The organism is Aequorivita sp. H23M31, assembly GCF_004022485.1.
In the GTDB taxonomy this organism is placed as follows: Bacteria; Bacteroidota; Bacteroidia; order Flavobacteriales; family Flavobacteriaceae; genus Aequorivita; species Aequorivita ciconiae.
Window position 1 is genome coordinate 1310514 of sequence record NZ_CP034951.1, and the last position, 15424, is coordinate 1325937.

The 15424-nt window shown below is 39.0% G+C and carries 6 protein-coding genes; 4 read left to right on the plus strand and 2 right to left on the minus strand.

Annotated features, from left to right (window positions below):
* The first annotated feature begins 38 nt into the window (after positions 1–38).
* The 4 genes from EI546_RS05770 (at position 39) to EI546_RS05785 (ending at position 7700) form a co-directional block, all read left to right on the plus strand.
* The gene (locus tag EI546_RS05770) at positions 39–3521 is read left to right on the plus strand and encodes a DUF7507 domain-containing protein (protein WP_128249652.1); all 3483 of its coding nucleotides are present in this window, start codon (positions 39–41) and stop codon (positions 3519–3521) included.
* Positions 3521–4765, plus strand: a complete 1245-nt coding sequence (locus EI546_RS05775) for a gliding motility-associated C-terminal domain-containing protein (RefSeq protein WP_240673169.1) — start codon at positions 3521–3523, stop codon at positions 4763–4765. The genes EI546_RS05770 and EI546_RS05775 overlap by 1 nt, the downstream gene beginning before the upstream one ends.
* Positions 4766–4784: 19 nt before the next feature.
* Positions 4785–5714 carry a PorP/SprF family type IX secretion system membrane protein gene (locus EI546_RS05780; RefSeq protein WP_128249653.1) on the plus strand — a complete coding sequence of 310 codons (930 nt, stop codon included), beginning with the start codon at positions 4785–4787 and terminating at the stop codon, positions 5712–5714.
* A gap of 135 nt (positions 5715–5849) precedes the next feature.
* Positions 5850–7700 carry an OmpA family protein gene (locus EI546_RS05785; RefSeq protein ID WP_240673170.1) on the plus strand — a complete coding sequence of 617 codons (1851 nt, stop codon included), beginning with the start codon at positions 5850–5852 and terminating at the stop codon, positions 7698–7700.
* A 144-nt stretch (positions 7701–7844) separates the two neighbouring features.
* Here the strand turns inward: EI546_RS05785 and EI546_RS05790 are convergent, their stop codons facing one another.
* Together EI546_RS05790 and EI546_RS05795 are read right to left on the minus strand one after the other, a co-directional pair.
* Complete coding sequence (locus tag EI546_RS05790; RefSeq protein ID WP_128249655.1) at positions 7845–11555, minus strand: metallophosphoesterase; 3711 nt, start codon at positions 11553–11555, stop codon at positions 7845–7847.
* Positions 11556–11711: 156 nt separating this feature from the next.
* Entirely contained in the window at positions 11712–15389 is a 3678-nt protein-coding gene (locus EI546_RS05795) for a phosphoesterase (RefSeq protein ID WP_128249656.1), read from the minus strand.
* Positions 15390–15424 lie beyond the last annotated feature (35 nt).

Genomic DNA, 15424 nt, shown 5'->3' on the forward strand with positions numbered 1-15424 from the left:
TCTAGTTTATTCTAAAAAAACTTAAGAATGCAATTACAATGAAAACGACATTAAATATTAAAATATTAAAATTTCTACCTTCCTTGCTCCTACTTTGCATTTCCTTGTTTAGTGTGAGTGCTTGGGCAGACGGTTCCAAAGATTTGTATCCTTTAGGAAAGACAGGTCTTCGGGGACATCTAAGAGCGAACACCGGCACCAACGAATATTGGCCATTTGCAAATAATGGGATCCATTATGTCTATGCCGAAGTCGGGGAAATTCTTACTCTTGCTTCAAGTGCGCAGAGGTCATCAGGAAATCAACGAATTCGTCTTTACGCACCTGATGGAACGATGCTAATAGATGATCTGTCTGGAGGTAACATTCCAAATCGGGCAGCGGAACTTGCAGGACCACTTTTGTTTAATGAACCGGCTGGAGGAAATAAATATTTACCGATTTATCATCCGGTAAGCATCCCGGGAATTTACCGAATAGAATTTCTAGCTCGCGGCACCAGCAATCCTACAAATCAATATGACGCAAATGCCAATTGGGTTCAACCTAATACAGCAGCAATTATGGCGTGGGATATATCGGTAATCAATTCGACAAATACTGGTTTTATTCAAGGCCGAGTCTATACTAATGTCCTTAATCTCTCCAATGGAAATCAAGACGTAGTTAATAAGGGTTTTGATGGAATAGTATATGTATTAACTAAGGATGGATATACCTACCGAGTAAACAATAATGGAAACAATGGAATTTGGTTCACATTTTATGTAAACAATAATGGATTCGTAAACGGTTCTACTCAAGAACCACTATATAAGAGTTTGAACAAATCGCAGAATTTTGGGAACCAAGCACATAACCCTAATAGCGCCGACACTCAGAGACATATTACCCATAAAATGTTTTATACCCTCCCCTCAACCGACCTGCCTACCATGGCTTCTGGAGCTGTGCCAGGTGGCAACACTTGGTTAAAGAATGAAGTAATAGAGCCAGATGTTTCCGGAGTTGAAATTTATGGGGTGGACGGAACTCTGGGCCAAGTTGGAAATAAAGGTGGATATATAAAATTCTTGGCCGGAGCCCAAGGACAATATAAAATTACCATTGAGAGCAATGAATCACCCGCAAGATTTGAAACTCGCATACTTTCTGGTTCATCCTCCGCGGGTCAAAACAGCGTTCTTTGGGATGGAAAGGATGGTAATGGCAATCCGCTGCCTATTGGAGATGCACCATCGAGAGTAACTGTCCAATTGCAGGGTGCAGAAGTACATTTTCCATTTATCGACATGGAGTACAATAAAAACGGTACAATAGTGGAATTGTTAGACCACGTAGAATTAACAAATAATGGAAACCAGCTTCCAATATCAGATATCGTTTATTGGGATGACTCGGATATCACTTATGGTAATAATGGAAGTATTCCAAATCCTATTAATAATAGCCATCTGGCAGGAAGTTCAGGAATCAGTAGTAATAGTAACGGACATATTTGGGGCATTGGCGGAACAGGCACGTCAGGTCAGTTCGGAGATGCAAAAGCTATAGACACCTGGACTTTCATCAAAGGCCAGGAGGAGACAGTCGAAACTACTGTGGTAGTTAAAATTGCAGATTTGGAAATTCCTTCAATTACGCCAAATATATCAAATTTAACAGCCATTGGAACGGATGTGACTTTTGTTATCAAAGTAAAAAACAATGGTCCAAGTGATGTTGAGGCAGCACCTTTCAGTTTTATTGTACCAGAAGGATTCGATCCCAGCACTTTTTCCTTTAATGCTATAAATGGATGCGGATCAGAGAATACAAGTCTAACATTTAATCCTGTTACCCGCACCTATTCCTCTACTCTAAATTTACCAAACGGTTGTGAGGCGGAGTACGATGTCACAATGACTGTAAATTCTGATATCACGGTTAACGACTACGAATTTACGGCCACCATCATGCGGCCTAATGACGTAACAGATCCGGACGCTACAAACCCCGATCCAGAGATCCCTCCAACCGATCCATTTTTTGAGTGTGAGAATAACGGTCTGGGTGGAGTTTGTAATAATATAAAGACAATATCTCTTCCGTACAGTCAAGTAATAGCTTTGCAAAAACAAGGAGTATTCAATGATGAAAACGGAGATGGTATCTCGCAACCTGGAGAAACCATTACTTACACCCTCACCGTAATTAATACTGGAGTTATTGATATTTATGATGTTGTTCTCCAGGATCCGATGCTCGGAGGAGTAATTGCAGCAGCTCCTTCAGGAGACACAAACAGCGATGGAATTCTGAATATTGGAGAGACTTGGATCTATACCGTACAATATAATGTTACGCAAAACGACATAAACAATAAAGGTGTTTTTAACCTTGCCTCCGTTAGCGGTAAAAATGAACTGAATTACGATTTGCTCCCGGTAACGTCGTTAGATCCCAATCCATTGGATCCCAATAACATTAATTATGATCCTAGCAGGCCCGATCATACATTCGTGCCTCTTATATCCGAATTGATTTGTACAGAGGCTGTGGATGGCCAGGCTTTTAAATGGTCTTATGCTAATAGCCCGGATCCTACGATTTCAGAAACAATGATTCAGCCAGGTGCCAATGGCGGATTTCAGCTGGATATTTTTGAACTGGACAACTCTTTCAATATGAATATAAATGGAATTCTGTTGGCTTCCCAAGAAATAGAATTTCAGGCATCCACAGGACTCATACAAAACATTCGCTTTAAGGATGGAACGATTTGGGAACAAGGTGGCATACAGGATATTTGGAGATTAAGAGGAGCACCCGGCAAACCTATAGTTAGAGTTATTATCGCTCCTAATGGCAAAGTAAGTATGTATGGCAGCAAGCGCAGTCATACCAGTTCTAATTATTTTTTAGAGCCTTTGGAACTTTTTAGAGGCAACTCCTTCAATACGATCAATTGGAACCCCGCTTCTACCAATACAATTATTGTAACGCAAAATGTGGTTGGAAAAACCTTGATGGATGGTTATGGCACAGGACGTAATATTATTCCCTGTGAAACTTACACCTTAGAAAAGGACGGCATATTCAATGACCAAAACAACGATGGCATAGCCCAACCCGGTGAAACGATTACCTATACCCTCACAGTTACAAATTTAGGCGATATCGACATTTATGACCTTCAAGTGAACGATCCAATGCTCGGTGGAATAATTAATGCTACGCCGAGTGGAGATACTAACGGCGATGGAATCCTGAATACTTATGAAGTTTGGACATATAGCGTTGAATATCCAGTAACCCAAACCGATATCGACAACAAAGGTGTTTTTAACTTGGCAACCGTATCGGGAAATAATGTATTGGAGGAAACATTGGATCCAGAAACATCCGTAGATCCTACCCCATTGGATCCGAACGACCCTATGTATGATCCTTCAAGGCCGGAACACACTTTCGTACCTCTTAAAGGTCGAAGTTTACTGATTACCAATCCAAATATTTATCAAAGAGTAAAAAGCAATTAATGATGAAAAAATCTTTATTAAATATTAGCGCGATTATACTCTTCACCTTCAACGTGATGGGTCAGACCACCAATGAAGGGATGCTATATATTAGCGAAAACACCCAATTTTCCACGGTTGAAACCTTGGACAACCTTGAAACCGGTGAATTCTATAATGACGGAGAAGCCTTTATTTATAGCCATTTCAATAATGACGGAATTTTGGATTTCTATCAGGAAACAGGAACCACACGTTTTATAGGAAGTGCGGATCAAATATTAAGCGGAGTAAATACCAGTTATCTACAAAACGTCTATTTTAGAAACCGAAGTAGAACTGTGCCTTTCCTATTAACAGGGTTAATTGACATAAATGGAATAGCAGATTTTAATGAGGGAGTGGTTGACAACCGAAATTTTGGGGGAGCAATAACCTTTCGGGAAAACGCAAACCATATTAACACTTCAGACCGTAGCCACGTGGATGGTGGAGTGAACAAATTTGGAAATACGGGGTTTATTTTTCCTATCGGGCATAAAAAATATTATCGTTTCGGAGGAATTTCAGCTCCGACTGATTCCCAGGCTAATTTTAAGGGAACATTCTATAATGAAAATTCCGATGAGCTCTATTCCCACACCCTAAGAGCTGGCGCAATAGATAAAATTGACCCTAAAGAATATTGGACCATTGAAGAGAAAACCACCACTAACGAAGATGTGCTTATCACCCTATCTTGGAGAGATGTTACTACTCCAAACCTTTTTATTCAAGCGGCAGATCGAGATATCCTAACCATTGTGCGATGGGATGAACCAACAAATATGTGGGTAAATGAAGGTGGAGCAATCGATCACGATAACCAAACAGTTACTACAGCCGTAAGTGGATACGGAGTTTTCACCTTCGGCATACTTAAGGAAGAAGCTATCTCTCCTGGCGGTCTGACTGTCTATAACGGGGTTACACCCAATGATGACGGTATCAACGATTACTTTTTTATCGATATTCCAAATGACGGATCGGTTCGTGATTTACACGTCATGATTTTCAATCGTTGGGGAGTAAAAGTATATGAAAGTGATAACTATGGAGTTGGCAACAATTTATTTTATGGTTATTCTGAAGGTCGATCCACAATTAAAGGCAACAAACAACTTCCCACAGGAACCTATTATTATATCCTAGATTATCAATATGGGGATCCTGTTCAAAACAATCGGCATAAGCAAGCTGGGTTTTTATATTTAAGTGGAAACTAATAAGACAACAACATTCCTTATGACAATCAAATTACCAAAAATATCAGTTTTCATAGTGCTCGCACTTTTGTTGGCAACGGTTCACCAAACCCGCGCTCAGCAAGATTCGCAGTATACCCAATATATGTATAACACCATGAGCATGAACCCCGGTTATTCAGGAAGCCGTGGCTCTCTGAGCATGCTCGCTCTTTATAGAAACCAATGGGTAGGATTGGACGGAGCACCAAAGACACTTAATTTTGGGATGCATTCCCCAATAGGTGTCCAGGGTGTGGGTTTGGGTTTAGGATTTACGAGCGATAAATTGGGTCCTTCTTCCGAAAGTATAGTAACAATGGATTTTTCTTACACTATTGATTTTGCTCAAGACGTAAAGTTAGCCTTTGGGGTAAAAGGTGGATTATCACTTTTCGATCTGGATCCTAATAAACTTACCATTTACAATCCAAATGATTATGACTTAACCAAAAAGAATTATGGATCTCCTGTTGTTGGTGCTGGATTCTATCTATATTCAGAAAAATGGTATATGGGACTTTCAACACCCAACTTTCTGGAAACGGAATATTATAACGACATTCAAGTTTCAACGGCAACAGAAAAAACGCATATCTATTTAATAGGAGGTTACGTTTTTCAGATCAATCCTGATTTTAAACTGAAACCGGCCTTTTTAACCAAAGCTGTCATCGGGGCTCCGCTATCGGTGGATATTTCTGCCAATGCCTTGCTGTATGAAACCGTAACCTTCGGATTGGCATATAGATGGAGCGCTGCGGTTACTGGAATGGCAGGATTTCAGGTTAACGAAAATATCATGATAGGCTATGCCTACGATTATGAAACTACTGAACTTAGCCGTTATAACAGCGGATCGCACGAGATTTTTATTCGGTTTGAACTTGGAACAAGATTAAAAGGCAAAGTGAATCCACGATTCTTCTAAAAAAACTTACCTAACCGAATTTTGAAGTTAGGATTATTATAAAATGAAATAATCAGATGAAAAACCATATACTATCTTTTTTAATTATCTTTCTCTTTGGTATTTTTCCATCTTCTGCCCAGGAAAAAAAAACTGTTGCAAGCCGATGAAAATTATCAGCATTTAGAGTATATAGATGCCCAAAAGGTCTATTTGACAGTCGCGGAAAAAGGATTTGAATCTGAAGAACTTTTTACCAAACTTGGGAACACTTTTTATTTTAATGCCCAATATGACGAAGCTGCAAAGTGGTACGGTCGCATTTTTGACCTTGGTGAAGAGCCCAAGAATAATATTGTATTACTGCGTTATTCCCAAGCATTACAGGCTATTGGGCAAGACGAATTAGCTGGACAATTTTACGATTCCTATCTTACAAAAACAGGAACTGAGAAATCCTCAAAAAGAGCCATAGATTATCTGGAATTAATTGAGCAGAATTCCGGCAGATACGACATTAAAGTATTGGAAAAAATCTATGATGAGAATAAAATCTCCTTCGGAAAAACAATCCTTGGAAACAATCTGGTTTATGCTTCTACGCAAACCACCCAGACTTTTGAAAATAAGCGAAGTGCTTGGGATGGCTTAAGTTTTCTTTCCCTATACGAAGTGGAGATTAATCAAGAAAATGAAGTTGTAGGGAAACCTTCTAAACTGAAAGGGATTCTAAAAAGTGATTATCATGACTCCTCCCCTGTTTTTACGGCCGATGGTAACACCATATATTTTACAAGAAGTAATATTACCAGTGCTAGAAAGAACGATCGAAATTTAAAAATTTACCGTTCAAAAAAAGTTGATGGGAAATGGAGTAAGGCTGAAGAACTAAACTTCAACAGTGATCTTTATTCATCTGCGCATCCCGCTCTCAACGCAGATGAAACAAAACTGTATTTCTCTTCGGACAGACCTGGAGGATTTGGAGAATCCGATTTGTACGTTGCGCAAATAACTCCGGAAGGGTTAATTGGGGCGCCGGAAAATCTAGGTCCAAAAGTAAATACTTCGGGAAAAGAAACATTCCCCTTTGTTACCGATAAAAATGAACTGTACTTCTCATCCGACGGACATTTTGGTCTGGGAGGAATGGATGTTTTCTATATTAAAATGAATGATAAGGAGTTTGGCAATTTATTGAATGTGGGAGCGCCTGTAAACTCTTATGCAGATGATTTTGCTTTTGGAATAGATGAAAGAACAAAACGAGGATTTATAAGTTCAAACCGTACCGATTCCACAGGTGTTTTCGTTTACGATAATATTTATTCATTTATTGAAAAAACACCCATCGTAGATTTATACTTCGCGAATATTGAGGGGTATGTTACCGATAAGCAGACCGGGAAGCCTATAGAAAATGCCACCATTACCTTTAAAGACCCCGACAACAACCTTTACATTACACTTCAAACCGATATTAACGGCTATTATTCTACGGAGACCAATAAGTTCTTAGTTTACAGTATAAGAGCAGAAAAAGAGGATTATGATACCGATGAAAAAATTTCAGAATCAAATTTGGAACATCAGCGTATAGACTTCCAATTACAGAAAAACAAAGAACCCATTATTCCCGGAACCGATCTTGCCAAAGTCCTTAATATTCCAATTATCCACTTTGATTTCGACAAATCGAATATCCGTCCTGACGCTCAAATAGAGATAGAGAAAGTACTTGCAGTCCTTAATGAATATCCAAAGATGCGTTTGGCAATACGATCGCACACAGATAGTAGAGGAAGTGATTCCTATAATCAAGCTCTCTCGGAGCGACGGGCTAAATCCACACTTGAGTATTTAGTAAATAAAGGAGTAAACAGGTCAAGGCTCACAGCTACTGGTCTGGGTGAGTCCGAACTGGTCAACAGATGTAGCGATGGCGTGCCATGTTCAGAGCAAGAACATCAACAGAATAGACGATCCGAATTTATAGTTTTAGATTAAAGCCGTAAGATAAACCTATAATTACTCCTCAATAGTTTGATTAACCTCAGCTCTAACTTTACGAAAGAAAGGGCAGTGAACAAGAAGCAAAGCCGAAGTTAAATCTTCGGCTTTATTGTTTTTAACGGATTAAGTCAGAATATCCTAGAAATCAAATCCCAATCCAAAAGTTATACGGGGACCTTCGGTAGAGCTGAACCAATTGAAGTTGGCATTAAGGCCTCCAGATCCATTAAACCATACTCCTCCCCCATAGGAATTGTGCCATTTGTCGCTGCTTTCGTTTTTAAGCCATACTCTTCCCAAATCTACTCCTCCATAAATTCCCATTTGAAGCGGGTAAAGACCAATCTTAATATTGGGTAAGGTATAGCGCAAATCTGCATTTCCTACCAAAAATGATTTCCCTGTAAACCTCTGGTTCCGGTATCCTCTTAATCCCGTATTACCTCCAAGTTGCGACGCTTGAAAAAACTGGTACTTGTTTCCTAGAATGACTTCATACTGAATATTAGTTTTAAGCACAAGCTTTTTACTTTTTACAAGAGAGTTATAAAATCCCACACGTGATTTAATAAAACCAAAAACATCTTCCGTTTTTTCAAAATTGTCCGTAACCCCCAAATTTAAGTCAAACATCATTCCGATTGTAGGGTTTAGAATATTATCATAACTTCTATAATTATAGATGCCCTCAATTGTACCGTAAATGGTTGTTTCTCCTTTATCAAAAACATCCACCTGACTAATAAAATCTAATGGAGAATCCTTTACTTCGTATGTATCAAATTTTGCTCTCAGTTTGAAAAAACTTCCAAAATTACTATTGCGGAGCAAGGCTACGTTTCCGGAAATATTCTGAACTGCTACTCGATTGTAATCGTAGCCTTTTTCATCTTGTTTGTTTAAAGTTTCATTTCCGTAACCAAAAAAGTTCATTTTATTGTTGGGGCTGGTATATCGACCTCCGAAACTTAGGTTCAAATCGTTTTTTATGTTTGCAAATTCCCCTTCATAGGAAATATCGAAGCTCTGCGTATCGGTGAAGTAAGCAAAATCCACAGCATGTTTTTGTGAAAAAGGATTCCGCTGAAAATTATCCACTCTGTATTCATAATGAAGGGCTGCCCGAAAACCATCATCAGGATTATAACCGATAGCAGAAACCAAACCCTGGCTCCTATCCAATTGTTTTCGGTAATCGTAGGTGTTTAGATTATAGACATTTGTAAAACGGAAATTACCGCCATTTTTTTCTATAATTGTGTCACTCCTTTTTTCGTAATCATAAATTTTTACGCGACTACCATTTTCCAGTTTATAGACATCATTACCCAGACCTCCTATTAAGCGCACAAAGATGGGATTCTCGGGTTTTCCTTTCACTACAAATTTGTCGCTACCACCCAACCCATAAACCCAGAGTTCTTTGGTATCCTTGTGCAAAAAGGTGCGGTCGATAAGCGTGTCGGATTTTTTTCCATTTATGGTGGTAAAACTTCGCACATTCGTTTTTCCTTCCGGCAATCGGGTAATCTCGAATAAGTCTTCGTAATCCGTACCTACTATGGTTTGTTGAACAGCAAAATAAGTATAATACCTATCGGCAATATCTTCTAAGTTTGCTCTGCGTTCCTTTAATTTCTGTTTAATATCCTCCAAGGCTTCATCCTGAACTTCGATTGGCACATTGCTAAAAGCCTTATCGATCACCTCATCTGTTAAACTGTCCTGAATCATTTTAGCCAAAAACTTCCACTGTCTTCTGCCAGAATTTCTGATAAGTGCCCTATCCAGAATAATACCTTCTTTGTTGAACCATTGAAGATCTTTTAAGTCCTTCCCATATACGTGATACTGCTTGGTTCCACTGAAAAGGGATTGGGTAATATCGAGAATATTGCCCTCAAAACTAGAAAAAGCATTGTCCCTATTTGTAGGAATGGGAACGAAGACATTTTTTTTATATCGATTATAATATTTAGCCCAGTGCCAATGCTCGGTTTCACGATCCCAATCCCCAATCAACATATCGAAAAGACGGGATTTAATATAATTTTCCTCATCGACATAAACATCTCCGGTTTTGCGCATTTTGATCAGAATATCATCCGTTGTCTCTACGTCATCTGGATATTCAAATAGTTCCTCGTCTTTACTCTTTTCCGAAGGAGCCACGGAAATATAGTAAAGCCCATTTCCAAAATTCTCATTATAAATTCCTAGATTTTTCTGTTTTGGAACATAAAATAATTGCGGTGAAGTTGAGAAGATGCCGATAGCTTTAGCTAAGTCTGGTATAGCCATCTGCGCGTACGGATGGGTAGCTGTATAAAAGTTTATATCCTGGCCTCGCAGCGTTGCAGTTTCAACTTCGCCTTTTTTCGATGGCTTTGGATTATCTTCAGAATCAATCTTACGCGAAATGCTGAGTGCATTTTTTGCCATGGCCCGCATTCTATATTTGTTTCCTTTTTTGTCCGTTAACAAGAGAGCATTATAATCCTTTCCATTCGCCACACGGGACACCTTTAATCCGCCATACAATGTATCCAACAGGGCAACTTTTGCAGTTACAGGTTGAGAATAAGCATCTTTATATTTGGCTCCCCATATCGTTTTAAAAAACAATGCTTCTCTAATACTGTCCTGCCGATAAATGGGAACGGTATATTCCAGGGGATAATTTTCAGGATACTCCGTAGTCTCATTCTTTTTGGGTTGTGGAATTACCTCTTTTTGAAAAATAAGTTCGGGCTGCATATTTTTTCCCGCAACAAAATAACGAACCCACGAAGAACCATCCTTAAAAACATCAAGTACGGCAAAGCCCTGCTCGCCTGTACTAAAATACCCATCGTCTCCCGTGGCAGCATACGATTCTTTCGATCCGGCACCAGAAACGATCTGATGGAATCCATCCTTTTCAATATACTGCAGATTATGATCGTGGCCAGAAACAAATACCAGTCTTTTGTTCTTCCTTGCCATTTCCTGCAAACGGTTCATAAAATCGTTATAAAGCTCATTATACCTATCCTGCACAGATACGCCACCTTGCGATCTAATCTGAACCACGAGAGAGGCTAAAACGGGCATTGGTATCTTCTTTTGAAAAGGATACAAATGCTTTTCAAAAGCAAAATAACCACCGTGGTTCCCGTTGCTGTACATAGGATGGTGCATAGCAAAAACCACAGTTTTATTTTGATTTTTTTCTAATTCCAGTTTTAATGTCAACAGAAATTTTTCACGGGTTTTGATGTCGCAATTTTCATTGATGGTTGGATGCTTGTTCCAATCCTCGAGCATCCATTGGGTATCTACAATAATCAATTGGATATTTTCTGAAATATCGATACTTTCCATACCGCAACCATTGCTAGGTTTAAAAACATCCGGACTTGAAAAAACTTTTTTAATGTAATTTTCTTCACGGGCTACTCCAGCTACTCCGCCGTTATACCATTCGTGATTGCCAGGAATAAAAATGGTATGGCCCTTATAATTCTTTACTGCCTTATATTGGGCGTTTATCATATTTTCAGATTGTCCCCTACGTGGACTATCCTCTGGATCCATTCCTGCGGGATATATATTATCACCTAGGAAAATAGTATAATTGTCGGCTACCTCCTCTTTTTTAAGATAATTTTGAAAAGTCGCCAGGGAATTGCTCATACCGCCCATGGGCGAAAGCCCGGCATCTCCCACCAAATAAAATGTTTTCTCAACTTCTTTGTGGGAAGGATATGTTGGGTTTTCCCAGTTTTCCTTAAACTGCGGCGAAAAAGTTGCACAGGAGGAAATAAGAAAAAGCGTGAAAAGAAATAAATAAAATTTTTTAAGAATCATTGTTCTGTTTTCTGCAACCAAACCAAAGAACCCTTTAAATTATATCCTCTGGTATTTGGTAGTCCCGGTTCCTAAAAATATGGAAAAGAAATTGATAGTCCTTCTAGCCGTCCCTGATATTAAGAAGAATTTCAACAATTTAAAAAGATTTTTCTATCACATGGAGACTTTCAATCCCAGTGTAAATCTTATCCCTTCCTCCCCAGCAAAAAGATTTAAGGTAGCACTTAAAAGGTCGGCAGTGTTTATCCACAAGCCACCGCCATAGGAACTGTGCCAAACATTGGAAGTATCGTTTGGAACCCATACCCTTCCTATGTCATATCCTCCAAAAACTCCAATTTGTATTGGGGTCAGCGCTGTGCGGAATTGATTAAAGCTATACCGAATATCGGCACTTCCCACCGCTGCTGTTTGTCCACTAAATCGTTCCTTTCTATAGGCGCGCAAACCGCTGTCGCTACCCAGTTTGGCAGCTTGGAAAAACTCATAATTATCCCCAATATTAAACTGCGCACGCATATCTGTTTTTAAGACAACTTTTCTATCCCTTGTAATTGCCCCATAAAAGACCAACTGCGGGTTTACATATCCGTACACTCGATCACTATCCTGAATGTTTTGGGTACCACCCACTTCCAAGTTGAAATTCATCCCACGCGTAGGGTTCACTTTGTTATCATAGCTTTCATATTGATAACTCCCTTCTACAGTACCATAATAATGGGTTTTGTCCAGTTCAATGGGCGAGGGCGAATAATCTGTAATAAATCTGTCCGGTGTACTTTCTATTTTAACTCCATAGAATTTTGTTCTGAATTGAAAAATACTTCCATAAGGCGAATCTTTTTTAATTCCCACGGAAACTCCATAACCGCCAATACGGACGCGGTTATAATCCTTACCGGCATCAAATTCATAATCTGGATTAATCGTCTCATTGCCAAAACCAAAGAAGTTTTCCGAGAAGTTGGGATTTTGGAAATAACCGCCGGCAAGAAAATTCCATTTGCCAAAAACATTGGCGAATTCACCTTCGTAATTAATATCAAAACTTTCGGTTCCAAAATAATAGCCGGCTGCAAACCTGTGTTGTTGTGAAAAGGGATTCCGTTGAAAACCATGCACAGTAAATACATCTGTAAGACCTATCTTAACACCATCGTCGGGATTATAGCCAGCCGCAGGAAGCAACAAATTCACGGTCTGTATTTGCTTTTTATAATCGTAAGTGTTAAAATCGTAATTATCAGTTAGCCGAAAAGCAGCCCCTCCTCGATTTTCGATTGTGTTTTTTCTGCTTTTTTGATCATATACTTTAATCTTTCTGCCGTTGGCAATTTTGTAAACATCGTTATTCTGACCGCCAATAATTTTTATGGATATTGGATTGCTCCCGTTTCCCTTCACTTCAAAAACGTCGTCATCATCTAACCCATAGATCCAAATTTCGTTAGTTTCATCCGCACTATATGTTCTATCCAGCATCAAATCTGCTTTTGCTCCTTTCTTAATTCGGTAAGTCTTAATATTTGTTTTTCCATCGGGGAGACGGGTAATCTCAAAATAATCGTCCTTATTGGTACCGACAACCGTTTGTAGCTTCGCTAGATAATCATAATATTCCTGGGCGATTCTTACAATATTATCCCTTCGTCCTTTCAGTTTCTCCTTAATTTCGGAAGCTGTTTCGTCCTGAACCTCTTTGGGAAGATCTTCGAAGGCTTTATCTATAACTTGATCTGTAACATTATTATTAAGAAATTCCGCTTGCGCCAGCCATTCATCTTTACCATAACTTTGGATTAAGGCACGATCCAGTTTTATACCAGCCGCGTTAAACCATTTGGTATGCTTTAGTTCTGCACCATATACCTGAAACTGTCTAGAGGTATTGAAAAGTGTTCGGACTACATCTAGCAAACCTCCATCAAAATTGGAATATACTTGGTCGCGGTCGCGAGGTATGGGCTCAAAAGTAACGGAGCCGTCTTTGTTGTCGTGTTGAGTAAACCGCCATTGGTCGTTATGCCTATCCCAATCCCCAATCAACATATCAAAAATCCTAGCTCGGATATAAGCTTTTTCATTTAATGCATATTTCTCATCCCTTTGCAATTTTTCCAGCAGATCATCGGTGCTCTCAACATTATCAGGATAATCGAATAGGGGGCCGTCAAATTTTTTGTCAGGCCGTTCTACAATCATATAAAGTTCGTCGCCATAACTTTTATTGAATTTACCCAATGCCTTTTGCTTGGGCACATAGAAAAGTTTAGGATTAGTGTGCAAAACCTCAGCAGCATCGGAAAGTTTAGGAATAGTAAATGCCCCATAAGGATGCGCCGCTGTATAGAAATCTAGGATCAGATCTTCCGGAATGGTATTTTTAAATTCATTTTCAACAATTTTATCCTTGATTATCACATTTTGAAGAAACTGAACTGCACTTTTTTTCATTCCCCGCATATTGTAGGTCCTTCCATCCTTATCCTCGAGTCGCAATGAACGCGTTTGATGGCCTCCTCCCGCTCTTACAACTTTTAAACCACCATATAACGTATCCAAAAGGACTGTTTTAGCGGTTACCTCTGTTCCATAAACATTTCGGTAGTGCTCTCCCCAAATAGTCTTGTAAAATCCAGTTTTTTCAACTAAACTATCTTCATAGATCTTCGCTTTTACGGTTTTCGGAAAATTATTGTGAAGCGTATTAAAGTCATAATCCTTACTCGGCGAAAAAATTTCGTGCTGATACAGTAATTGGGAATTGCCATCTTTTTCTGACTTAAAAAATCGAACTTCGGTAGCACTATTTTTATCGATATCCAATCTGGCAAATCCTTCCCCACCATAGGAAAACTTTCCATATTGCCCTAGAGTGGCAGCAGTTGAACCAGAGCCCGATCCCGAAACAATCTGTTTTACATTTCCATTCTCTATATATTGAAGAGATTGATCCAGACCTGAAACAAAAACCAATCGCTCCAAGTCTTTGGTCAATACCCGAACTCTATCTATCAATTCGTTATAGCGCTCGTTATAACGGTCCTGTTTGGAAATGGCACCCAGACTCTTAATTGGTTTAATAAGCGTACTAAAAACATCCTTATGGATTAAGGGATATTTCCCACCGTGTTGCCCATAAGTGAGCAATGGATGGTACATTGTAAATATGATGGTTTTGTTGGCGTTCTTTTTTAATTCACTTTCAATTTCGGTGAAAAATTTATCCCGGGTTTTAATCTCGCATTTTCTATTCATTTCAGGATAATTATCCCAATCTTCCAAAAACCATTGGGTATCCACTAAAAGTAAATAGATATCTTCTGAAACATCAATTCCTTCCAACGGACAACCATTGTTTGGTTGAAGAACTCCTTCGCCATCAAATTTATCTTTTAAAAAATCCTCTTCCAATTCCAAACCATCTACCCCGCCCTGCCATTCCATATTTCCTGGAACAACTAAGATCTTTCCTTTAAAATCCTTTAATGCAGAAAGCTGGGATTGCATAGAGTTAGTGGCCTTTTTAGTAAGCTCATCCTTTTTAGGCTGCATTCCTTTTGGATAAAAACTATTACCTAGAAAAACCACATAACTATCTTCGGAATTGTTCTCTGCCAAATAATTGCTCAGAGATTGCATAGAATTAGAAGCCTTATCAGAACCGTTTCCAGCATTTCCAATGAAGTAGAAGGTTTTAGCAATATCCTTAGAAATCGATTTACCCTCTGTTTGGCTTGGAGAATTTTTGTATTTCGGATTATAGGATGCGCAGGCTAAAAGTGACACCGAGGCCACAAAAGTTATAAAGATGTTAATTCTATTCATATAGAGTACCTCGGTTTTATTTTTTATTACTTTGG